This is a genomic window from Streptomyces sp. NPDC030143, assembly GCF_055573695.1.
The window spans coordinates 108,565-130,301 of record NZ_JBVIAY010000013.1 but is presented as its reverse complement, the minus strand read 5'-3'; the positions used below and the strand labels follow the sequence as shown (position 1 = coordinate 130,301).

The following is a 21,737-nucleotide window of genomic DNA, read 5'->3' as shown; positions in this document are numbered from 1 at the left end:
GTCAGGTGCGGGGGAGACTGTCCACCGCAATCTCCGGCCCACGTCCCCCACCGCTGGACCGGCCAGCCCATATTCCGATGGTGACGGGGAGAACCCAGACTGATGCACACCGACCTCGTGGCCGCGCTCGACATCGGCGGCACCAAGATCGCCGGAGCGCTGGTGGACGGCGACGGCACGATCCTGGCCCGCGCGCAGCGGCCCACGCCCGCTCAGGAGGACGGCGACACCGTGATGCGGGCCGTCGGGGAGGTGCTGGGGGACCTGACCGCCTCGCCGCTGTGGGGGCGCGCCGAGGCCCTCGGCATCGGCAGCGCGGGCCCCGTCGACGCCTCCGCCGGGACGGTCAGCCCGGTGAACGTGCCGGGCTGGCGCGACTTCCCGCTCGTCGAGCGGGTGCGGGCCGCCACCGGGAACCTGCCCGTCGAGCTGATCGGCGACGGCGTCGCGATCACGGCCGCCGAGCACTGGCAGGGCGCCGCCCGCGGCCATGACAACGCGCTGTGCATGGTGGTGTCCACCGGGGTCGGTGGCGGCCTGGTGCTCAACGGCCGACTGCACGCGGGCCCCACCGGCAACGCCGGACACATCGGTCACATCAGCGTCGACCTGGACGGCGACCCGTGCCCGTGCGGTGCCCGCGGCTGCGTGGAGCGCATCGCGAGCGGACCCAACATCGCCCGGCGGGCGCTGGACAACGGCTGGCGGCCCGGTCCGGACGGGGACGCCTCGGCGGCCGCGGTGGCCGCCGCCGCCCGCACGGGGGATCCGGTCGCGGTGGCCTCCTTCGAGCGGGCCGCCAGGGCGCTCGCCGCCGGCATCGCCGCCACGGCGACCCTCGTCGAGATCGACATCGCGGTGGTCGGCGGCGGTGTGGGCAAGGCCGGCGACGTGCTCTTCACCCCGCTGCGACGGGCACTCGCCGACTACGCGACGCTCTCCTTCGTCCGGCGGCTGACCGTGGCGCCGGCCCGCACCGGCACGGACGCCGGGCTGGTGGGCGCGGCCGCGGCGGCGCTGGCGAGGACGCAGGGAGTCACGGCGGCGGGGGTGTGAAGAGCTGACGGAACGTTTCGGCGCGACGGGTGGGGTGGCGGGGGTGAACCACTGGGTGCCGGATCCGCGCAGCGCCCGGCGGCGGTCGCCGGCCGTCGGCGGCGTTGGGCGGGGATCCGCCTGGTGGACGTTCCGCCACCGGGGCGGGGCCGCTGGTGAAACGTTGCCTCCCGGTGGGTGGGGTGGCGGGGGCCGAACCCCTCGGGGTCCCGTGCCGGAACGTTTCGGCGCCGGGACGCCGACGCCCCGTTCGGTCGGTGCGCCGGCCGCCGCGTGACCTCACGCGCTCTGCGCAGTTGATCCCGGCATGAAGAAGCGCAGCATGCTCGCCATCGCCTCCCTCGCCACCGGTTTCGTCGTCGCGGCCATCACCCCCTCCCACAGCCTGGGCGGTGAGGCCCTCGAGGGGCTGAACGTCGGGGACACCCTCAGCACGCTCGACCCGGCCGTCGCCAGCGACAGCCTCTCCGGTGTCGACGAGAGCGCCCTGGGCGGCGCAACCGACTGACGCGTTCCGCACCGACGCCGTGGCGCCGGTCCCCACCACGGGGGCCGGCGCCACGGCGTTCGTACGCCTGCCCGCAGGCCTCAACGGGAGGGGGTTTCCGTGGGAGGGTGGAGCGGGCAAGCCACAGGGGGCCAACAGAAGAGGGGGACACGTGACCGTCGTCTGGATCAACGGCGCGTTCGGTGCGGGGAAGACGTCCACCGCACGGGAGCTGATCGACCTGATCCCGAACAGCACGCTCTTCGACCCCGAGGTCATCGGGGCGGTGCTCCCGCACCTGCTGCCGCCCAAGTGCCTCACCGAGGTCGGCGACTACCAGGACCTGCCGATCTGGCGCCGGATGGTGATCGACACCGCCGCCGCCCTGCTCGGCGAGGTCGGCGGCACCCTCGTCGTCCCCATGACCCTGCTGCGCCAGGAGTACCGCGACGAGATCTTCGGCGGTCTCGCCGCACGCCGGATCCCCGTCCGCCATGTGCTCCTCGCTCCGGCGGAAACGATCCTGCGTGAGCGGATGGCCGGGCGGGAGGTCCCGCCCGACCTCCCCGACGGCGAGCTGCGGATACGTCAGTGGTCGTGCGACCACATCGAGCCCTACCGCGCCGCCCTCGCCTCCTGGCTCACCGCGGACGCCCACCCGGTCGACACCAGCGACCTCACCCCGCACGAGACCGCCGTACGCATAGCGCAGGCCGTCGGCAGCGGGGCCGCGGCCGCCTGCGACATCGTGCAGACCCCCGAGCCCACCGCCGAGACGCTCGCCGCCGGGGTGCTGCTCTTCGACGAGAGCGACCGCGTGCTGCTCGTCGACCCCACCTACAAGCCCGGCTGGGAGTTCCCGGGCGGTGTCGTCGAGCCGGGCGAGGCACCCGCGCGCGCGGGCATGCGCGAGGTCGAGGAGGAGACCGGCGTCCGCCTGGCCGAGGTCCCCCGGCTGCTCGTCGTCGACTGGGAGCGGCCGACACCGCCCGGCTACGGCGGACTGCGCCTGCTGTTCGACGGCGGCCTGCTCGACTCCGCGGCGGCCGAGGGCCTCCTCCTGCCCGGCCCCGAACTGCGGGGCTGCCGTTTCGTCACCGAGGAGGAGGCGGCCGACCTGCTGCCCCCGGTCCGCTACGAGCGGTTGCGCTGGGCGCTGCGGGCCCGGGAACGCGGCGCCGCGCTCTATCTGGAGGCCGGGATTCCGGTCGGCTGACGCCCTGGAGGGGGTGTTTCGAAAGTCCCGTGCGGTGCCCACGGTGTCCGGTGCGTGCTCCCGGCGTGCCGGACGAAGGCGCTCGTACTGGATGTACTCGTGCTTTCGGCCGGTGCGGCGCGAGGGCGTGCCGGGCGCCGTGGGCGCTGTGCGGGACCTTCGGAACACCCCCTGACGGCCCCGAGGTCGCGGCGCTCGGCCTCAGCGCGGCGCCGGGTACTTCCCCGCCAGCTCCCGCAGGGCCCGCGACGCCCGCTCGGTCACCGGGGCGCCGTGCCCGAAGCAGGCCACGTCCGTGTCGAGGGCCGCCAGCCGGTGCAGGGCGGCGAGCACCTGCGTCCGGTCGAGATGGAACACGCCCGGCAGGACCGTCCCGTCGACGGGTGAGGCGGCGATCGTGTCGCCGGTGAACAGCACGCCGGGGGCGGGGAGGTGGAGGGCGATGCTGCCGTCGGTGTGGCCGGGGACGTGCAGCACGTGAGCGCCGCCGCCGAAGGCGAGGACGTCTCCGTCGGTCACCTCGGCGATGCGGTCGGGGCGTCGAAAGTCGCCCGGGGGGAGCCGGCGCAGCGCGGCGGCGTGCAGGGGGCGCTCCCAGTCCTGAAGCACCGGCGGCGGGGCGGGCACCTCGCGCCGCAGGACCGCCGCGTCCGCCGCATGGGCCAGGACCTCCGCGCCCGAGAGGTCCGCGAACTCCGCCGCCCCGCCCGCGTGGTCCTCGTGGAAGTGCGTGAGGACCACCCGCCGCACGGCCCGGGGCGCGTGCCCCAGGGCCCTGACCGCGTCCGCGATCACCCGGCCCGAACCGGCCGGTCCGGCGTCCAGAAGCGTCAACTCGCCGTCGTCCGACCAGAGATAGGCCTGACCGACCGGGAAGCGCAGGAGGTGCAGGCGACGGGGCAGGAGCTCGACGACGTCCATGGCGCGACCGTAGGCGGGGCCCCGCCCGAGCGGCGAGGCCCTCTGCCGACGGCAGAGCCGAAGCTCAGCTCGCGGCGTAGGCGCGCAGGAACAGGGCCTCCGCCACCGACAGACGCTCCAGCTCCTCGGGCGAGACGCTCTCGTTCACCGCGTGGATCCGGGCCTCCGGCTCGCTCAGGCCGATGAGAAGGATCTCCGCCTGCGGGTAGAGGGCGGCGAGGGTGTTGCACAGCGGGATGGAACCGCCCTGACCGGCGTACTGCATCTCCTGGCCGGGGTAGGCCACCGCCATCGCCTCGGCCATCGCCGCGTACGCCGGACTCGCGGTGTCCGCGCTGAACGGCTGGCCCTGCCCGATCTGCTCGGTCTGCACCCGCGCGCCCCACGGCGTGTGCGCCTCCAGGTGGGCCTGGAGCAGCTTCGTGGCCTCGGCGGCGTCGACGCCCGGCGGCACCCGCAGACTGATCAACGCGCGGGCGCTCGCCTGCACGGACGGCGTCGCGCCGACGACCGGCGGGCAGTCGATGCCGAGGACGGTCACCGCCGGCCGGGACCAGATCCGGTCGGCGACCGTGCCCGAACCGATCAGCCCGACGCCGTCGAGGACGTTGGCGTCCCGGCGGAACTGCTCCTCGTCGTACTGCAGGCCCTCCCAGCGCGTGCCCTCGGTCAGCCCGTCCACGGTCGTCGAGCCGTCCTCGGCGCGCAGCGAGTCCAGGACGCGGATCAGCGCGCCGAGCGCGTCGGGGGCGGCGCCGCCGAACTGGCCGGAGTGCAGGTTGCCCGCCAGCGTGTCGATCTGCACGCGCATCATCGTCATGCCGCGCAACGTGGAGGTCACCGTGGGCAGACCGGCCCGGAAGTTGCCCGCGTCGCCGATCACGACGGTGTCGGCCGCCAGCAGCTCCGGGTGCTGCTCGGCGTACCGCTCCAGACCGCCCGTGCCCTGCTCCTCCGAACCCTCGACGATCATCTTGACGTGGACCGGGACCCCGCCGTTCGCCTTCAGGGCGCGCAGGGCCAGCAGGTGCATGATGAAGCCGCCCTTGCAGTCGGCCGCTCCGCGCCCGTACCAGCGGCCGTCGCGCTCGGTCAGCTCGAAGGGCGGCGTGGTCCAGCCGGCCTCGTCCAGCGGCGGCTGCACGTCGTAGTGGGCGTAGAGCAGGACCGTCCTCGCGCCCTCGGGCCCGGGCAGGTGGCCGTACACCGACTGGGTGCCGTCGGGCGTGTCGAGGAGGGCCACGTCCTGGAAGCCCTCGGCGCGCAGCGCGTCCGCTATCCAGCTCGCCGCGGCCTCGCTCTCGCTCCTCGGGAACTGGTCGAAGTCCGCCACCGACCTGAAGGCCACCAGTTCGGCGAGTTCCGCCTTGGCCCCGGGCATCAGGGAGGCGACGGTCTCGGCGACCGGATTCGACGACATGGGCACGCTCCTTGTGGGTGCGACGTTGTACCGATGAGTGCCGTCGATCCTCCCACAGCGGGCTGTGGCGATCTCGGTCGTAGGATGCGGGGGGACAGGTGCGGCAGGCGGCTTGATCGGGAGCAGTAGACCATCGTGAGCAGCGAGAACTCTTCGGCGGACGACGTGCGGCAGGTGTGGGACGTCGTCGTGGTGGGCGCGGGACCCGCGGGGGCTTCGGCCGCCTATGCGGCGGCGGTCACGGGGCGGCGCGTGCTGTTGCTGGAGAAGGCGGAGCTGCCCCGCTACAAGACGTGCGGCGGCGGCATCATCGGACCCTCGCGCGACGCCCTGCCACCCGGCTTCGAGCTGCCCTTCCGCGACCGGGTGCACGCGGTGACGTTCTCGAACAACGGACGCTTCACCCGCACTCGCCGCTCCCGGCAGATGCTGTTCGGGCTGATCAACCGGCCCGAGTTCGACCAGCAGCTTGTCGAGCACGCCCAGAAGGCGGGCGCCGAGCTGCGCACCGGCGTGGCCGTGCAGCGTGTCGAGCAGCACGGCTCGGCGGTGCCGGACCGGCGCACCGTCGCGGTCGTCCTCCAGGGCGGCGAGACGGTCCTGGCCCGTGCCGTGGTGGGCGCCGACGGCAGCGCCAGCCGCATAGGGGCGCACGTCGGGGTGAAGCTCGACCAGGTGGATCTCGGCCTGGAGGCGGAGATCCCGGTGCCGGAGACGGTCGCCGAGGACTGGAAGGGGCGCGTGCTCATCGACTGGGGCCCGATGCCCGGCAGTTACGGCTGGGTGTTCCCCAAGGGCGACACGCTCACCGTCGGCGTGATCTCCGCGCGCGGTGAAGGCGCCGCCACCAAGCGGTATCTGGAGGACTTCATCGGCCGGCTCGGCCTCGCCGGCTTCGAACCGAGCATCTCCTCCGGCCACCTGACCCGTTGCCGGGCGGACGACTCGCCGCTCTCGCGCGGGCGGGTGCTGGTGTGCGGGGACGCGGCGGGCCTGCTCGAGCCGTGGACCCGGGAGGGCATCTCCTTCGCGCTGCGCTCGGGCCGTCTCGCGGGCGAGTGGGCGGTCCGTGTCGCCGAGGCGCACGACGCGGTGGACGCCCGCCGCCAGGCCCTGAACTACGCGTTCGCGGTCAAGTCGGGCCTGGGCGTGGAGATGAGCGTCGGCAAGCGGATGCTGGCTCTGTTCGAGCGGCGCCCGGGCCTCTTCCACGCGGCGCTCACCGGTTTCCGCCCGGCGTGGCGGGCGTTCACCGACATCACCCGCGGCCGGACCACCCTCGGCGAGCTCGTCCGGACCCATCCGCTCGCCCAGCGGGCGCTGACCGCGATGGACCGCAGGCAGCCGGCCGCTCCGGCCGAGTGAGCGTGCGGGGTCAGGACCCGACCGTGATCCGGAACACCGGGTGGTCGCCGGCCGCGGCCGTGATCTCCGCGTCGGTGGACCGGGCGGTGACCCCGTTGAAGAACTGGTCGACCTCCCAGCCCCACTTCTCCAGATAGGCCCGCAGGATCGGGAGCTTCTCCTCGTCGGGGAGCTCCACCGCGGAGAACACGCTGACCTTGCGCCCGACACGCAGCTCCCCGCCGCCCGCGGCCCGCATGTTGCGCACCCACTGGGAATGCCCGCGGGCGGAGACCAGGTACTGGGACCCCTCGAAGGTGTGCGGGTTGACCGGGATGCGCTGCATCCTGCCGCTCTTGCGGCCGCGCACCGACATCTCCGCCGTGCCGGCGATGCTGAGCCCGTGCCGGGCCAGCCATCCGACGACGCTGTTGAGGCGGACGTTGAGCGGGCTGCCCTTGAGGTAGTAGGGCGATGACGACGACATGGTGACCCCCGGGTGGTGTGGCGAGCAACGGAGAGCGGTGCGGCGGGTGACGGGAGAGCAGCGCTCTCGTTCCCTCCGAGAGGGAGTCTGCCTGAGATCGGCGGCCGAAAGCAAGAGCAGTGCTCTCCAATGTGGGCAGCGATCTAAAACAAGGGCACCGCTCAGGATGGTGTGCACTGCTCCAGAACCGGTGCACCGCTCCGCATCCGTGGAACACTGGCCCCATGAGCAGCACCGCACGAGGGGCACGTGCCCGCGCCAGGATCGAAGTGACCGCCGCCATCAAGGAAGAGGCGCGCGCCCAACTCGCGGCCGGAGGGGCCGCCGAACTCTCCCTGCGGGCCGTCGCCCGCAAGCTCGGCATGGTCTCCTCCGCGCTCTACCGCTACTTCCCCAGCCGCGACGACCTGCTCACCGCCCTGATCATCGACGCCTACGACTCGCTCGGCGAGAGCGCCGAGTCCGCGCACGCGGCGGTCGCGCAGGCCGACCCCGTCCGGCGCTGGGTCGCCGTCTGCGAGGCCGTCCGCGGCTGGGCGTTGGCGCATCCGCACGAGTACGCCCTGATCTACGGCTCACCGGTGCCCGGCTACAGCGCCCCCGAGACGACGGTCCCCGCCGCCGCCCGCGTCGGCACGCTCCTCATCGACATCGCCCGCGACGCCCGCCGGCGGGAGGGCGGGACGGCACTGCCGCCGCTGCCGGAGGAACTGCGCGCCGAGGCCGAGCGCATGGCCGCCGATCTCGCGCCCGACCTCCCGCCGGAGACGGTCGCCGTCCTGGTCGCGGCCTGGGCCCAGCTGTACGGGCTGGTCGGGTTCGAGCTGTTCGGCCAGTTCCACCGGGTGGTGGAGGACCGGGAGCCGTTCTTCCGGCACGCGGTGACACGGCTCGCCCAGGAGGTGGGACTCGGCCAGGACGCGCCCCTGGCACGGCTGCGCGCGCCCGCGGCCGGGGCAGGACGCGGTCAGGAGCACGGCTGAGCGCGCGCGAGGGGCCGGGGCAGGGGCGCGTTCCGGATCGGGGTGTGCGTGCCCGCGGCAGGGCGGGACGTGCGGGGACCCGGGCTCCCGGCGCCCCGGGCCCGGTACGGGTGCGCTCCGGGGTGGGATGTGCTCCGGGCTCGGCTGCGCGCGGCGGCCGGGGCAGGACGTGGTCAGGCGCTCGGCTGCGGTGGGCGCCGGGGCCGGGGCAGGGGCGCGTTCCGGATCGGGGTGTGCGTGCCCGCGGCAGGGCAGGGTCGGGGCCGGTGGGACCCGGCTGCCGGCGTCCGGAGCCCCGTCAGGGCGTGCTGAGGGGCCGGCCGCCCGCGCCCACAGCCCCGACAGGACGCGCTCAGGGCCCGGCTGCGCGCGCCCACAGCGCCGTCAGGGCATGCTGAGGGCCCGGCTGCGCGCACGCAGACCCGGGCTACTCGTGCCTCAGGGGCCGGCCTCCCGTGCTCAAGGCCTGCTGCGCTCTCCGGCCACCCGCCGCGCCCGAGGCTCCGTCAGGGCGTGCCCCCTGCCTGGTCGGAACGTGCTTCGAGCCGCCGTGAGGAACGTGCCTTGGGCCGTCAGGACATGCTTCGGGCCCGGTCAAAACGTGGTCAGGCCGGTCAAGGCGTGCTCAGGGCCCGGCAGGTCGGCGTCGGGTGGCCGGTGTAGTGGACCACCGGGCCCTCGAACAGGACGGTGCCGCCGTGGCGGCCGGGCCCTGGACCGAGGTCGACGAGCCAGTCCGCACGGCGGACGACGTCGAGGTGGTGCTCGATGACGACGACCGTGTGCCGTTGCTCGACGAGGCGGTCGAGGACGTGCAACAGGGTGTCGACGTCGTTCAGGTGCAGCCCTCGCCTCAGTGGCCGGCCTCCCGTGCTCAGGGCCTGCCCGACGGAGGGTTCCGGTTGCCGGCCGTACTGCCGCCGAAGCCGAAGGGCGAGAAGGACGACCGGTGATCCGCGTACTGCCGCCGACGATCAGTCGCTGGTCCGCGCGGGGTTCCGGGCGCTGCTCGACGCGCAGCCGGACCTCGAGGTGGCGGGGGAGGCCGCCCACGGCGAGGAGGCGCTGCGCGCGGTGCGTGCGCTGCGCCTCGACGTCGTCCTGATGGACATCCGCATGCCTGTGCCCGAGGGTCTGGCCGCGACCCGCCGCATCACCGCGGACGAGGCCCTCACGCAGGTGAGGGCGGTCATGCTCACCACCTTCGAACTCGACGAGTACGTCTTCGAGGCGATCCGCTCGGGCGCCTCCGGGTTCCTGGTGAAGGCCCCCGAGCCGGACGAACTCCTGCGCGCCGTGCGGGCGGTGACGCGCTGCTCTCGCCGGGGGTGACGCGTCGGCTCATCGCCGAGTTCGCCGCCCGCTCCAAGGAGCCCGCCGCTGCGGACGTGCTGGGCCGGCTCACCGAACGGGAGCGGGAGGTGATGGCACTGGTCGGGATCGTCCTGTCCAACGAGGAGATCGCCCGCCGGCTGGTCGTCAGCCCGCTCACCGCGAAGACCCACGTCAGCCGCACGATGGTGAAACCGGGCGCGCGGGACCGGGCCAACTGGTCGTGCCGGCCTACGAGTCGGGGTCGGTGCGGCCGGGCTGGCTGGGCTGAGTCCCGGCCCGGAAGCGGACCAGGACGCCCGCGACCCGGGCGGCGAACACCACGGGCGCCAGCACGGCCCCCGTCCGCAGCAGCACCTTCTCCACCGGGCCCGCGAGGTCGAACAGCAGCGCCGGTCCCGCGACGGCCCCGAACAGCACCGCCGCCGCGAAGGCGGCGCTGAACAGCGCGTACCCGATCTCCACGGTGACCGCGTCGCGGTCGGCCTGTGTGCGTCGTCCCCTGTGTCCCCCATGACCGCTCACAGGGGGAGTCTCACAGGCGTGCGCCCGGCGGGGCAACCGACCCCGCCGGGCGCACGGAAGGAGACGTCTCCTGGGCCGCGTGGTCTGATCAGGCGCCCATGGTGCAAGGGGCCCCTTTTGTTCGAACTCTTCAGTCCCGGACCGCCACCGGCTCCGCGTGCGCCTCCTCCACGGTGGACGCGGAGGCCTCGGTGGACGCGGTGATCCCGGTGGGCCCGGAGGCCGCGGTGGAGCCGGCGACCACCACCGACTGCCGCGCGCGCCGGGTGCGCAGGCCGGTCAGGGTGATCAGGAGACCGGCGGCGGCGATGCCGGTGACCACCATCAGGCCGGGCCGGTAGCTGTCCAGGACGGCCTGCGGGGTGGGGTCGGCCGGGGCGCCCGCGGTCACCACCGCCGTCACCACGGCCAGGAAGATCGCGCCGCCCACCTGCACCGAGGTGTTCAGCAGGCCCGAGACCATGCCCTGCTCGTGGTCCTCCACCCCGTTGGTGGCCTGGATGTTGAGCGAGGGGAACACCAGCGCGCAGGCCGCGCCGATCAGCAGCATGCTGGGCAGGATCACCGCCGCGTACACCGGGTCGAGGTCGACGCGCAGGAACAGCGCGTACCCGGCGACCATCAGGGCGAAGCCCGCCACGATCAGCCGCGGGGTGCCGAAGCGGTCGACGATCGAGCCGACCTTGGTCGAGGAGAGCGCCACCAGCGCGCCCGCCGGCAGGAAGGCCAGCGCCGTGTGCAGCGCCGACCAGCCCAGCAGCGTCTGCATGTACATCGTCGCGAGGAACTGGAAACCGACGTACGAGCCGAAGAAGGCCATCGCGCCGAGCTGGGCGCGGATCTGGCCGCCGGAGCGCAGGACGCCGAGCCGGATGAGCGGGCCCGACGAGCGCCGCTCGACCTGGACGAACACGGTCAGCAGGACGGCGACGGCGAGGAACGACAGCAGGGTGCGGGCGGACGCCCAGCCGACCTCGGGTGCCTGGACGACGGTGAAGACCAGCAGCAGCATCGAGCCGGTGCCGAGGACGGCGCCGGGGACGTCGTAGCCCCGGTGGTCCTTCTCGCGCTCGCTGCGCGGCAGCAGCTTCAGACCGGCGGCGAGGGCGATCAGGGCGATCGGCGCGGGCAGCAGCATGGTCAGCCGCCAACTGGCCTCGGTGAGCAGGCCGGACAGCACCAGGCCCATGGAGAAGCCGGTGGCGGCGCAGGTGGTGTAGATGGAGAGCGCGCGGTTGCGCAGCGGGCCCTCCGGGAACGTCGTGGTGATGATCGACAGGCCTGCGGGCGCGGTGAACGCCGCGCTGAGGCCCTTGATGAAGCGGCTGGCGATGAGCAGGGGGCCGGAGTCGACGAGCCCGCCGAGCAGCGAGGCGAGCGCGAAGACGCCGAGGGCGACGAGGAATACCTGGCGGCGGCCCAACAGGTCGGCAGTGCGGCCGCCGAGGAGGAGCAGACCGCCGTAGCCCAGGATGTAGCCGCTGACGATCCACTGCAGCGTCGAGGTGGAGAGACCGAGGTCGGAGCCGATGGACGGCAGGGCGACGCCGACCATCGACACGTCCAGCGCGTCCAGGAACATCGCGGCGCACAGCACGAGCAGGGTGCCCCACAGACGCGGGGTCCAGCGAACCGCCGGCGAGGCGGGCGCGGGGGAGGTGAGCGGAGAGGTCATGCGGCAGACACTACATGCGCATGCATCGAATGCAAATGCATTTAATTCAGATGCAATGAAAGCTGGTCCTCTGCTACGGTGCGCCCCATGGCGGCGAAGAAGGCCGAACAGGCGCTCGTGGAACAGTGGCGGGAGATCCTGGCGCTGCATGCGCGGACCCAGTGCGAACTCGACCGCGCACTGCACGGACACGGCGTGTGCGCCAGTGACTTCGAGGTGCTCGACGTGCTCGCCGGAGGAGCCTCGTCGGACGGTTCGTGCAGTTACCGCGTCCAGGAGATCGCCGAGCGCGTCCACCTGAGCCAGAGCGCGCTGTCGCGGCTGATCGCCCGGCTGGAGAAGGACGGCCTCGTCGAGCGCGGCATGTGCTCCGAGGACCGCCGGGGTGTCCGGGTCGCGCTCACCGACAAGGGGCGCGCCCTGCACGGCGAGGTGCTGCCGGTGCAGCGCGCCGTGCTGGCGCGGATGCTGACCTCGTCGTAGCCGGTCGGTTCCACGTCACGGCCGGTCAGTTCCACGTGCGGACACGGACCACGTGTCCGCGGAGTCTCGAGTGGCCGATCAGCCCCGGCCGGCCCCGGGCAGGTCAGCCCCGGCCGGCCCCGGGCAGGTCAGCCCCGGCCGGCCCCGGGCGGGTCAGCCCCGGCCCGCGCCGGGCCGGTCAGTCCGCCACCCCTCGCGTCCCCACGCCGATCAGGGCCGCCGCGGCCGCCAGGACCGCCACGCTGGTGAGGGCCGTGGGGAGGGAGAACCAGTCCGCCATGAAGCCGATCGCGGGCGGGCCGAGGAGCATGCCGCCGTAGCCGAGGGTCGAGGCGACGGCGACCCCGTGGGGGCCGGCCAGGGCGCCCGCCCGTTCCACGGCCACCGGAAAGAGATTGGCGAGGCCGAGGCCCGCGACGGCGTAGCCCAGAAGCGCCGCCCACAGTGCCGGGGCGAGGGAGCCGACCAGCATGCCGGCCGCCGCGACGGCGCCGCCGGTCACCACCGTGCGGGTGCGGCCGAGCCGTTCGAGCAGGGTGGTGCCGGTGAGCCGGCCGACCGTCATGGCGAGCGCGAAACAGGAGTAACCGGCCGCCGCCGCACCGGCCGAGGAGCCCAGGTCCTGCTGGAGGTGGAGGGCGCCCCAGTCGGCGAGGGCGCCTTCGCCGTAGGCCGTGCAGAGCGCGATCAGGCCGAAGACGACGACCAGCCGGCGGGCGCGGGACGTCGGGCGGGAGGCGTCGGGGTGGCCGGAGCCGCCCTCGGGCGCTGCTCCGGCGAGCGAGGTGTCTCGGGGCGGGTGCTGTGGAGACGAGTGCTCCCGTGGCGAATCCTCGGCTGGTGCTGCCCCGGCGGGCGAGGCCTCCTGGGGCAAGTGCTCTGGGGACGAGGGCTCCGAGTCCCCGGCGGGCGCGTGCGCCCTGGGGGCCGGTGGCTCCAGGCGGAGCAGCAGCGGGCCCACGCACGCGGTCACGGTCAGGCCGATCAGGCCGAGGCCGAACAGGTGCCGTGTGGGGGAGAGGGAGCCCGCGACCAGTCCGCCGAGGCCCGCGCCGATCATGCCGCCGAGGCTGAACGCCGCGTGGAACGTGGGCATGATCGGCCGGTCGAGGGCCCGTACCAGGTCTACGGCGGCACTGTTGAAGGCGACGTTGATCCCGCCGTACGCGGCGCCGAACAGCAGCAGGACGGCGCCGAGCGCCGGGGCGGAGTGGGTGAGCGGCGGGAGCATGACGCTCAGGGAGAGCAGGGCCGCGCAGACGACGGTCACCGGATGGCTGCCGTAGCGGTGACAGAGGCGTCCGGTCAGCAGCATCGTGACCACGGCCCCCGCGGAGACGCCGAGCAGGGCGAGGCCCAGCGTGCTCGCCGAGGCGTCGGTCTGCTCCTTGACGGCCGGGATCCGCACGACCCAGCCGGCGAAGACGAAGCCGTCCAGGGCGAAGAAGACGGTGAGGGCGAGTCGGAGCCGACCCGGCGAATACTCCCGCACGACGGTGTGCGACAGGGGTTTGTTTCTGAGCGGCACAAAATCAGGCTAGGTGGAACTGAGGCCTCCGACAAGGTAGTTGGGTTGTGCATGCTTGCGGAATCCTTACCCCTCGGCCACCGGATCCTCTCCTTGCTCAAGGTGCCGCGGTCACCCTGATCTCCCCGGGTGGACGGCAGTTGAGCCGCTCGGTGACCGAGTCCGACGGGACCTGCGCCACCGAGGCGCCGGGGGAGGGGACGTATGTGCTGATCGTCTCCGCCGACGGCCACCAGCCGCAGGGCACGACCGTCGTGGTCGGACCCCCGCCGGTCACGTACGACGTGCTGCTCATCGGCAGCGGCGGGCTCACCGGCGTGGTGCGGTCGGCGGACGGTGCGGTGCCCGTGGCCGGGGCGGTGGTGGTCGTCACCGACGTCCGCGGGGAGGTGCTCGCCACCGCGCGCACGGACGGCGGCGGCGAGTTCACCGTGACCGACCTGGTACCGGGCCCGGTGACGCTCGCCGCCAGCTCGCCCGAGCACCGGCCTGCGGCGCTGCCCGTCGAGATCGGCGCCCAGGGGATCACCCGGGTGGACGTCGTACTGCGGCCCGGCGCGCAGGTGCGGGGAACCGTTCGCGGCGCGGGCGCGCCGCTGGGCGACGACGCCCGCGTGACGCTGGTGGACGCCGCCGGCAACGTCGTCGCCACCCCCACGACCGGCGTCGACGGCGTCCACGCCTTCTCCGACCTGGACGAAGGCCGGTACACGGTCATCGCGACGGGCTGTCCGCCGCGCGCGGCGGGGGTGAGACTGTCCGGCGGCGACGTCGACGGACACGACGTCGAACGCGCCCACGCGGCCGACTGGGACCTGTCGTGCGGACGCGGCGGTGCCCGCCCCGCTCCGGGCCGCGGCTCCGGACGATCGCCGTCGCGCTCCCGTCGCGCGCGGCGGGACGACTCCGTGGTGCAGGGACCGTCACCGTCGGGAGGATGGGCCTGACGCACGTCGAGGACGAGCTCAGCGGTCAGCCGGAGTGCTGGATGCGGGCCGCGGCGGACGTCGCCCGCCACGCGGGGAGTCACCGGCCCCCGCGAGCGACACCCGGCCGTAGCCCATACGAGGACCGGGCCGGTTCCTCACGCGGATTACCGGCCCGCCTGACCGCGTACTCATGGCTGTTTCGCACTCGGCGTGACCGCGTGGACGCCCCGACGCCGGAGCCGTCGGCCGGGGGGCCGGGCTCCGGCGTCAGGGTTCGGGCCGGTGGGTCAGTGCTGGCGGAGGGCGATGCGGATCGCTCGCTCCACCTGGACCGCGGTGTTGGCGTGTCCCGCGGCGTTGGGGTGGATCATCGTGGCGCGCTTGCCGATGGGAGCGCAGTCCACCGACGTGCCGGGGAACGTGGCGGGCCAGTAGTCCGCGGCGTCGCCGCAGATTCCTTCCATCCACTTGATGCCCGCGGGCTGACAGACGTCGTGGCCCTCGCTGGAGGGGTAGACGTTGACGTAACGGTCGCCGAAGGACGACGAGACGCGCTGAATCGTCTTGTTCAGCGGCTTGAGGACGTCGTCACGAAGCCAGTCGATGTCGGAATGGGTGGTCGCGCCGAGTTCGGTGAGGGACCCGCGGTCGCAGACACTGGACTTGGCCGGCATGATGACCGGGTAGCCGATGTTGATCACCTTGGCGTTGGGCGCGGCCTTGTGTACCTCGGCCAGCATCTCGGTGTACTCGTTCTTGACCCGGGCGAGCCTCTCCGGGACGGTCTCCACCCCCGCGGGCGGGTCGGTGAAGTACTCGCGGCAGGTCTTGCCGACCGTGCCCTGCTCGAGGCACTTGGGGAAGATGTCGCCGAAGGGCAGGCTGTTGCCGCCGATGGCGATGGTGACGACGTCGGTCTCGTCGTCGAGCCCGGCCCGCTTGATCTGCGTGTCCACCGCGGGCCAGCCGCCGGCAGGGGTCTGGACCGGGCTGATCGGCGTCTGCTTGACCTTGGCGACGTTCGCGATGACGGCGCTGCTGCAGGCGACGTTGGTCAGACGGACGGACTTGCCCGGCGGGAACTTGGCGAGTTCCCGTGCGACCAGGCTGGGGTAGGACCCGCTGGTCCGGGCGCAACCGTCCTGCGACGGATCCCCCAGCGGGGGCTGCGGGTCGCCTACGAAGACTCCGGCGGTGAACGAGTCGCCGAGCGCGGCCCACTCGTACTGGTCGGCCGCACCGGCGGAGCCGGAGGGTAAGAGCGTGGCCGCGGCGAGCGCGAGCCCGACAGCCAGGACTCGCACTCGCGGGCGGGAGACAGGGTGACGCATGGATCCTCCAGGATCAATGGAAGACGTCCGGACGGCCGGAACACGACGCCCGGGGGCGGAACACACCTCAACCAACATCATCCGCGCCGTCGCCCTACCCTGTCCGGTGAAACGATCAGTCGTCACCCGATCGGGCTAATCGATCGGATCTTTCGCGTCGATTGCTGGCACAGCCTGATAATCTCGCGCGCGCGAGACGGGGCGACCGGGGACAGCGGACGCGGCATTCGTTGCCCTCGGGGTCCGTCATGACCGTTCAGGAGCCGCTCTGTTCCGTGACCTCGCGGACGAGGGCGGCGCCCGGGAGCCCCAGGCGGGCGACCTCCTCCTTGCGGGTGCCGGCTGTCCTCGCCGGCGAACTTCGGCTCCGGGACGCGCTGGAAGGGGATGGGGCGGCCCAGGCCCGTGTCCGAGGTCTCGTCGAAGGGCTCGTACGGGTGGCGGACGGCGGCCAGGTGGCGCCAGGCGGGGCGGCCGTCGACGGTGAGCGTGGTGGCGGACGGGACGGCGCCCGCGTCCAGGAGCCGGGAGACGAGGGCGCCGTGGTCCTCGCGCTGGTGGTCGAGGGCGGCTCGAGGGCGGCGGCCCAAAAGGCGGCCTGCGCGTGCGGGTCCGTCGCGTCGGCGACGAGCTTCCGGTGAAGTGCGGTCATGATCCCTTCCACCTCGAACAGGGGGCGCGGATCAGGCGATTCACCATGCAGGGACGATCAACAGCCGGAGGAGTACGGGGGCCTGGAACCGAGCCACATCAGCCGCGGGGCGGGCGCCGGTGCCCGGGGGCCGCAACAGCGTCCGTCCGTCTGCTCGTTGCCGGCCGGCTGGTCGAGGAGGACCGCGCCGCCGCGGTCCCCCGTCGAGCGGATCGTCACCGGAGCGGGGCGGCTCACCCGCGCCTGACGGCCTTCAGCACCACGAACTTGCGGTCCCCGGCGACCAGTTGGCTGTTGCCGAACAGCCGCCGCAGCTTGACGTGATAGCCGAGGTGGCGGTTGCCCACGACCCACAGTTCACCGCCCGGCCGCAGCGCGCGCCGCGCACCGGTGAACATCCGCCACGCGGTGGCGTCCGTCGTGGCCTGGTGGGAGTGGAACGGCGGGTTGTTCAGGACGACGTCCACACTGCCGTCCGGCACACCGGCGAGCCCGTCCCCGACGCGGAACTCGGCGTGCCCCGGCACCCCGTTCGCCCGGTACGTCGCCTCCGCCGACGCCACCGCCTGGAACGATTCGTCGGTGAACAGCACCTCGGCCTGGGGGTTGGCCAGCGCCACCGCCGTCCCCACGATGCCGTTGCCGCAGCCCAGGTCGACGACCCGCTGGGCGCCCCGCGTCTCGGGCAGGTGCCCGAGGAAGAACCGGGTGCCGATGTCGAGCCGGTCGCCGCAGAACACCCCCGCGTGGTTGACGACCGGCCGGCCGGACAGCGCCCCGATGCCGTCGGGGAGGGCGTAGCCGTACGGCCAGGGGCTGGCGGGGTGCGCCGCCGCGGGGTCCGGGGTGCAGAAGACCAGCCGGGCCTTCTGCTGCGCGAGGGAGGTCGTGGTCGGGCCGATGATCCGCTCGAACAGCCGGAGCGTCGACGTGTGGATCTCCTTCACCATGCCGGTGCCGACCACGACCGTCCCCGCGTGCACCGAGGGCGCGAGCCGCAGCAACTGGTCCTCCAGGAGCGCGAGGCTCTTCGGTACCCGCACCAGCAGCACGTCGATCCGCTCGGGCGGTGCGTCCTGCGTGGTGAGCAGCCGGACCGCGCCGGGCTCGACGCCGTTGCGGGCGAGGTTCTTCCGGGTCGCCTCCTGCCCCAGCCAGGAGTCGGTGATCTGCACCGGCGCGGCGTCGGGGACCCGGGCCGGTGCGGCTTGTGCGGCTTCGCGGGCCGGGGCCGCCGCGGCTGGTGCCGTTACGGGAGCTTGGGCCGGTACGGCTTCCGGGGCCTGGGCGGCCCGCTGTGCCGCGAGGGCGGTCACCAGCGCGCCCCAGCGGTCCCCGAGCACCACGACGGTGCCGGACAACGGCACGTCCTGTTCGGCGAGGCGGCGCAGCAGGTAGGCGTCGGAGGCGTCCCAGGCGCGCAGCCTCTCGCGCGGATCCTCGGGGTGGCGGGCCAGCGCGAGCTCGCCCCACGGCGTCGTCATACGGTCGTCCATCGTGGGTCAAGGCTAGGGGGTGTTTCGAACGTCCCGCACAGCACCCACGGCGCCCGGCACGCCCTCGCGCCGCATCGGCCGAAAGCCCGAGTACATCCAGTACGAGCGCTTCCGTCCGGCACGCCGAGAGCACGCACCCGACACCGCGGGCACCGCACAGGACTTTCGAAACACCCCTTGGCCGAGCCGCAGCTCAGACAGGGTGGGGGAGGATGGGCGCATGGACAGCGAGCTGTTTCCCCGGGAGCGCGCGCGGATCGCACCGGGCGCGGTGCACGTGCCGGACTGGCTGGACGCCGCCCGCCAGGTCGAGCTGCTGAGGGCCTGCCGGGACTGGGCCCGGCCACCCGCCGGCCTGCGCACCGTCCGCACCCCCGGCGGCGGCACGATGACCGCCCGCCAGGTCTGCCTCGGCCGGCACTGGGCGCCCGTACCGAGGTGTCCGAACTGCGGTCGAGCCGTACGGGACAATCCCGAGTGCCCCGGCCGGCACGGGTACCCCTACGGCTACGCCCGCACGGTCGTCGACGGCGATGGCAGCCCCGTGAAGCCCTTCCCGGCCTGGCTGGGCGAGCTGGGCCGGTGCGCGGTGGCCGACGCGCTCGGCCCCGAGGAGGCCGGGCCGGCCGCCTACGACATCGCGCTGATCAACTACTACGACGGAGACGCCCGCATGGGCATGCACCGCGACGCCGACGAGCAGTCCGACGCGCCGGTGGTCTCCCTCAGCCTCGGCGACACCTGCGTGTTCCGCTTCGGCAACACCGAGACCCGTACCCGCCCCTACACCGACGTCGAGCTGCGCAGCGGCGACCTGTTCGTGTTCGGCGGCCCGGCACGCCGCGCCTACCACGGCGTGCCGCGCGTGCTTGCGGGAACGTCCCCCGCCGGGCTCGGGCTGAGCGGGCGGCTGAACGTCACCCTGCGCGTCAGCGGCTTCCCGGACGCCACCTGACGAAGCGGATCATGGGAGACTCCCCCTCATGAGCGGCAAGGCGGACCCCCGGACGGCGGGGGAAGGGACCACCTCGAGGGCGCGGCTGGACCGGGGACGCGGTGCGCTCGGGCCCGCGTTGGAGCTCGTGCACACCGGGCGGGCCCCCACCCGCGCGGTGCTCACCGCCGAACTCGGCGTCACCCGCGCCACGGCCGGCGCGGTCGCCGCCGAACTGGAGGCGCTCGGTCTGATCCGGGTCGACGCCCGGCCCGGCGCCGCCGCCGGTTCCCAGGGCAGACCCTCGCACCGTCTCCTCCTCGCCGAAGAGGGCCCCGTCGCACTCGCCGCGCAGGTCCACGCCGACGGTTTCCGCGCCGCGCTGGTCGGTCTCGGGGGGCGGATCGTCGCCACCACGCCCGGCTGCGAGACCGTCGACGCCGACCCCGCCAAGGTGCTCGCCACCGTGGTGGAGGCCGGCGCGGAACTCCTGCGCGACACCGGCCGCCGCTGCGTGGGCGCCGGACTCGCCGTGCCGTCCGCGGTCGCCGAGCCCGAGGGGCTCGCCCTGAACCCCCTCCATGTGGCCTGGCCGGTGGGGGCGCGGGTGCGGGAGATCTTCGCGGAGCGGGTCACCGCGGCCGGCATCCCCGGCCCGGCCTTCGCCGCGAACGACGTCAACCTCGCCGCGCTGGCCGAGCACCGGCACGGTGCCGGGCGCGGCGCCCGCGACCTGCTGTGCGTGGCCACCGGGCACCGCGGCGTGGGCGGCGCGCTGGTGCTCGACGGCCGTCTGCACACGGGAAGTTCCGGCCTCGCCCTGGAGGTCGGCCATCTCACCGTCAACCCCGAGGGCCGGCCCTGCCACTGCGGCAGCCGCGGCTGCCTGGACGTCGAGGCCGATCCGCTGGCCCTGCTCACCACGGCCGGCCGCGCACCCGGCCCCGAAGGCTCCCTGCTCCAGCAGGCCAACGAACTGATCCGCGAGGAACACGCCGACCCGGTCGTCCGCACCGCCGTCGAGGCCCTGATCGACCGCCTCGGCCTGGGCCTCGCGGGCCTGGTGAACATCCTCAACCCGGACCGCATCATCCTCGGCGGTCTGCACCGCACCCTCCTCGACACCGACCCCGACCGGCTCCGCGCGGTCGTGGCCGACCGCAGCCTGTGGGGCCGCAGCGGCGGCGTCCCCATCCTGCCCTGCACCCTCGACCACAACAGCCTGGTCGGCGCGGCGGAACTGGCCTGGCAGCCGGTGCTGGACGATCCGCTGAGGGCGCTGAGCGCAGTCTGACGGGCGCTAGATGTTTTGATCACAAGCGTTGTTGACACTCGCCGGTACTTGCTAGAGCGAGGCCCCTCCGTCGATCACCAGGTCCGTCCCCACCACCGACGCCGCCTCGTCCGACGCCAGGTACAGAACCGCCCGCGCCACCTCCCGCGTCGACGAGACCCGCCCCAGGGGCGACTGCTCCTTCATCCGTACGGTGCGCTCCGCCTCGGACTCGCCGGGCAGCAGGGACATGGACGTCTCGGTCGGACCGGGACTGACGGAGTTGATCCGGACGCCGTCGCCGACGCACTCGAGCGCCGCACCGCGGGTGAGGGCGGTGACGGCGGCCTTGCTCGCGGCGTACGCGGTGGCGCCCGGTATCTGCCGGTGCGCGCCCAGGTTCGAGGAGACGTTGACGATCGCGCCGCCGCCCGGCTGAGCGCGCATCTGCCGGATCTCGGCCCGCAGTGCGAGGAACACACCGGTCACGTTGGTGCCGACCACCTCCCGCCAGTCCTCCTCGGTGAGATCGGCGACCGGTCCGCCCCGGAAGACACCCGCGTTGTTGACGGCGACGTCGAGCGACCCGAAGCGCTCGACGGCGGTGCGCACCAGTGCGTCGACGTGGGCTGCGCTGGTCACGTCCGCCGTCTGCGCCACCGCGGTCCCGCCGGCCGCCTCGACGAGGGCGACGGTCTCGTCGAGCGACTCCCGGCCACGCCCGGCCACCACCACCCGGGCGCCCTCGGCGGCGAACGCGAGGGCGAGAGCCCGTCCGATGCCGGAGCCGCCGCCGGTGACGAGGGCGGTGCGGTCGGAGAATCGGTTGCTAGACATGAAGCGGGTCCTTTCCAGACCGATCATTTCAGAATGAGGTGGTGAGAAGGGAACGCGGCAACGGCCGCGATGAATCTCCTGAGCGTCACGCCAAGGCCGGGCGACGGCCGTGGGGCGGCCCCCGCGACGGCCTCGGGGTGGTCCCCCGCCGGGCCGGAGTGACGGCAGGGGGTCGGGCCGAGGGTTCCCGTCGTCGCCCGGACCCCTAGTCCAGCAGTGCCAGCGCCTGTTCCGCCGCGTCCCGCACCCGCGCGTGATCCGGGGACGCCTTGCCGACCACCCGCAGGCCCTGCATCAGCACCAGCAGCATGCGGGCCAGTGCCCGCGGGTCGCGGCCGTCCGGCAACTCGCCCTGCGCCTGCGCCCGCGTCAGTGCCGAGTGCAGCAGTGTCTCCAGGTGCTCCCAGCTCATCTCGACACGACGGGCCGCGGCGGAGTCGTGCGGCGCAAGCTCCGTGGCCGTGTTGGTGACGAAGCACCCGCATGCCCGGCGCGTCTCGTCCACGGCCTCCGCGGCGAACCGGCGCACCACCGCGCGCAGCGCCGGCAGTGCGGGCCCCGGCTGGGACAACTCCCGCAGGAGCAGCGGTTGTTGCATCTCCCCGTAACGGTCGAGCGCCTTGAGGTACAGGTCCCGCTTGTTGCCGAAGGTCGCGTAGAGGCTGGCGCGCCCGATCCCGAGGTGCTCGACGAGGTCCGCCATCGACGTGGCCTCGTACCCGCGCCGCCAGAACAGCTCCAGCGCCGCCTGAAGGGCCGCGTCCGGGTCGAATTGCTTGGTCCGGGACATGTGAGGGACGCTAGATCAATCAAGAACGATCAGTCAAG

General features: G+C 73.6%; 20 protein-coding genes and 2 pseudogenes. 12 read left to right on the top strand and 10 right to left on the bottom strand.

Going from position 1 to position 21,737, the window contains the following annotated elements; genetic code table 11:
- Positions 1-102 precede the first annotated feature (102 nt).
- From ACZ4YY_RS22685 to ACZ4YY_RS22675, 3 genes are all read left to right on the top strand, one after another.
- On the top strand, positions 103-1,056 hold the full coding sequence (locus ACZ4YY_RS22685; protein ID WP_468292992.1) for an ROK family protein: 954 nt from the start codon (positions 103-105) through the stop codon (positions 1,054-1,056).
- Positions 1,057-1,363: 307 nt separating this feature from the next.
- Positions 1,364-1,564 (top strand): hypothetical protein, encoded by a 201-nt coding sequence (locus tag ACZ4YY_RS22680; protein ID WP_468292989.1) that lies wholly within the window; start codon positions 1,364-1,366, stop codon positions 1,562-1,564.
- A 151-nt stretch (positions 1,565-1,715) separates the two neighbouring features.
- Complete coding sequence (locus ACZ4YY_RS22675; RefSeq protein ID WP_468292986.1) at positions 1,716-2,759, top strand: NUDIX hydrolase; 1,044 nt, start codon at positions 1,716-1,718, stop codon at positions 2,757-2,759.
- Between the two features lie 201 nt (positions 2,760-2,960).
- Here ACZ4YY_RS22675 and ACZ4YY_RS22670 read toward each other — a convergent pair whose 3' ends face one another.
- Both ACZ4YY_RS22670 and ACZ4YY_RS22665 read right to left on the bottom strand, forming a co-directional pair.
- A complete protein-coding gene (locus tag ACZ4YY_RS22670; RefSeq protein WP_468292983.1) occupies positions 2,961-3,680 on the bottom strand; it encodes an MBL fold metallo-hydrolase in 720 nt (239 codons plus the stop codon).
- A gap of 64 nt (positions 3,681-3,744) precedes the next feature.
- Entirely contained in the window at positions 3,745-5,100 is a 1,356-nt protein-coding gene (locus ACZ4YY_RS22665) for a M20/M25/M40 family metallo-hydrolase (protein WP_468292981.1), read from the bottom strand.
- 135 nt (positions 5,101-5,235) lie between these two features.
- Between ACZ4YY_RS22665 and ACZ4YY_RS22660 the strand changes: the two genes are divergently transcribed.
- Complete coding sequence (locus ACZ4YY_RS22660) at positions 5,236-6,465, top strand: geranylgeranyl reductase family protein (protein WP_468292978.1); 1,230 nt, start codon at positions 5,236-5,238, stop codon at positions 6,463-6,465.
- Positions 6,466-6,475: 10 nt separating this feature from the next.
- On the opposite strand, the gene ACZ4YY_RS22655 is transcribed toward ACZ4YY_RS22660, so the two are convergent.
- The gene (locus ACZ4YY_RS22655) at positions 6,476-6,931 is read right to left on the bottom strand and encodes a nitroreductase family deazaflavin-dependent oxidoreductase (protein ID WP_468292975.1); all 456 of its coding nucleotides are present in this window, start codon (positions 6,929-6,931) and stop codon (positions 6,476-6,478) included.
- A 224-nt stretch (positions 6,932-7,155) separates the two neighbouring features.
- Between ACZ4YY_RS22655 and ACZ4YY_RS22650 the strand changes: the two genes are divergently transcribed.
- The 3 genes and pseudogenes from ACZ4YY_RS22650 to ACZ4YY_RS22640 all read left to right on the top strand — a co-directional run bounded on the left by ACZ4YY_RS22650 (position 7,156) and on the right by ACZ4YY_RS22640 (position 9,517).
- On the top strand, positions 7,156-7,914 hold the full coding sequence (locus ACZ4YY_RS22650; protein WP_468292972.1) for a TetR/AcrR family transcriptional regulator: 759 nt from the start codon (positions 7,156-7,158) through the stop codon (positions 7,912-7,914).
- Positions 7,915-8,564: 650 nt separating this feature from the next.
- Positions 8,565-8,867: a hypothetical protein gene (locus ACZ4YY_RS22645; RefSeq protein WP_468293252.1), complete on the top strand. Its 303-nt coding sequence runs from the start codon at positions 8,565-8,567 to the stop codon at positions 8,865-8,867.
- Between the two features lie 28 nt (positions 8,868-8,895).
- Positions 8,896-9,517 (top strand): annotated as a pseudogene (locus ACZ4YY_RS22640) (response regulator).
- On the opposite strand, the gene ACZ4YY_RS22635 reads toward ACZ4YY_RS22640, so the two are convergent.
- Both ACZ4YY_RS22635 and ACZ4YY_RS22630 read right to left on the bottom strand, forming a co-directional pair.
- Positions 9,478-9,771 (bottom strand): DUF6332 family protein, encoded by a 294-nt coding sequence (locus tag ACZ4YY_RS22635; protein ID WP_468292969.1) that lies wholly within the window; start codon positions 9,769-9,771, stop codon positions 9,478-9,480. The pseudogene ACZ4YY_RS22640 and the gene ACZ4YY_RS22635 sit on opposite strands and share 40 nt — an antisense overlap.
- A gap of 130 nt (positions 9,772-9,901) precedes the next feature.
- Positions 9,902-11,446 carry an MFS transporter gene (locus ACZ4YY_RS22630; protein ID WP_468292966.1) on the bottom strand — a complete coding sequence of 515 codons (1,545 nt, stop codon included), beginning with the start codon at positions 11,444-11,446 and terminating at the stop codon, positions 9,902-9,904.
- An 87-nt stretch (positions 11,447-11,533) separates the two neighbouring features.
- On the opposite strand from ACZ4YY_RS22630, the gene ACZ4YY_RS22625 reads away from it, so the two are divergent.
- Entirely contained in the window at positions 11,534-11,929 is a 396-nt protein-coding gene (locus ACZ4YY_RS22625) for a MarR family winged helix-turn-helix transcriptional regulator (protein ID WP_468292963.1), read from the top strand.
- A 178-nt stretch (positions 11,930-12,107) separates the two neighbouring features.
- Here ACZ4YY_RS22625 and ACZ4YY_RS22620 read toward each other — a convergent pair whose 3' ends face one another.
- Positions 12,108-13,457: an MFS transporter gene (locus ACZ4YY_RS22620; protein ID WP_468292960.1), complete on the bottom strand. Its 1,350-nt coding sequence runs from the start codon at positions 13,455-13,457 to the stop codon at positions 12,108-12,110.
- A 101-nt stretch (positions 13,458-13,558) separates the two neighbouring features.
- Here ACZ4YY_RS22620 and ACZ4YY_RS22615 point away from each other — a divergent pair.
- Positions 13,559-14,266: pseudogene (locus ACZ4YY_RS22615) on the top strand (MSCRAMM family protein); the annotation flags it as partial.
- Between the two features lie 407 nt (positions 14,267-14,673).
- Here ACZ4YY_RS22615 and ACZ4YY_RS22610 read toward each other — a convergent pair.
- Positions 14,674-15,690 (bottom strand): SGNH/GDSL hydrolase family protein, encoded by a 1,017-nt coding sequence (locus ACZ4YY_RS22610; protein ID WP_468292957.1) that lies wholly within the window; start codon positions 15,688-15,690, stop codon positions 14,674-14,676.
- A 362-nt stretch (positions 15,691-16,052) separates the two neighbouring features.
- Between ACZ4YY_RS22610 and ACZ4YY_RS22605 the strand changes: the two genes are divergently transcribed.
- The gene (locus tag ACZ4YY_RS22605) at positions 16,053-16,358 is read left to right on the top strand and encodes a hypothetical protein (protein ID WP_468292954.1); all 306 of its coding nucleotides are present in this window, start codon (positions 16,053-16,055) and stop codon (positions 16,356-16,358) included.
- A 244-nt stretch (positions 16,359-16,602) separates the two neighbouring features.
- Here the strand turns inward: ACZ4YY_RS22605 and ACZ4YY_RS22600 are convergent, their stop codons facing one another.
- A complete protein-coding gene (locus tag ACZ4YY_RS22600) occupies positions 16,603-17,853 on the bottom strand; it encodes a methyltransferase (RefSeq protein WP_468293239.1) in 1,251 nt (416 codons plus the stop codon).
- A gap of 232 nt (positions 17,854-18,085) precedes the next feature.
- On the opposite strand from ACZ4YY_RS22600, the gene ACZ4YY_RS22595 reads away from it, so the two are divergent.
- Positions 18,086-18,820: an alpha-ketoglutarate-dependent dioxygenase AlkB family protein gene (locus ACZ4YY_RS22595; RefSeq protein ID WP_468292951.1), complete on the top strand. Its 735-nt coding sequence runs from the start codon at positions 18,086-18,088 to the stop codon at positions 18,818-18,820.
- Positions 18,821-18,848: 28 nt separating this feature from the next.
- Positions 18,849-20,093 carry an ROK family protein gene (locus ACZ4YY_RS22590; RefSeq protein WP_468292948.1) on the top strand — a complete coding sequence of 415 codons (1,245 nt, stop codon included), beginning with the start codon at positions 18,849-18,851 and terminating at the stop codon, positions 20,091-20,093.
- Between the two features lie 51 nt (positions 20,094-20,144).
- On the opposite strand, the gene ACZ4YY_RS22585 is transcribed toward ACZ4YY_RS22590, so the two are convergent.
- On the bottom strand, positions 20,145-20,909 hold the full coding sequence (locus ACZ4YY_RS22585) for an SDR family NAD(P)-dependent oxidoreductase (RefSeq protein ID WP_468292946.1): 765 nt from the start codon (positions 20,907-20,909) through the stop codon (positions 20,145-20,147).
- A 205-nt stretch (positions 20,910-21,114) separates the two neighbouring features.
- Positions 21,115-21,699, bottom strand: coding sequence for a TetR/AcrR family transcriptional regulator (locus ACZ4YY_RS22580; RefSeq protein WP_468292943.1), 585 nt, complete (start codon positions 21,697-21,699; stop codon positions 21,115-21,117).
- Positions 21,700-21,737: the final 38 nt, after the last annotated feature.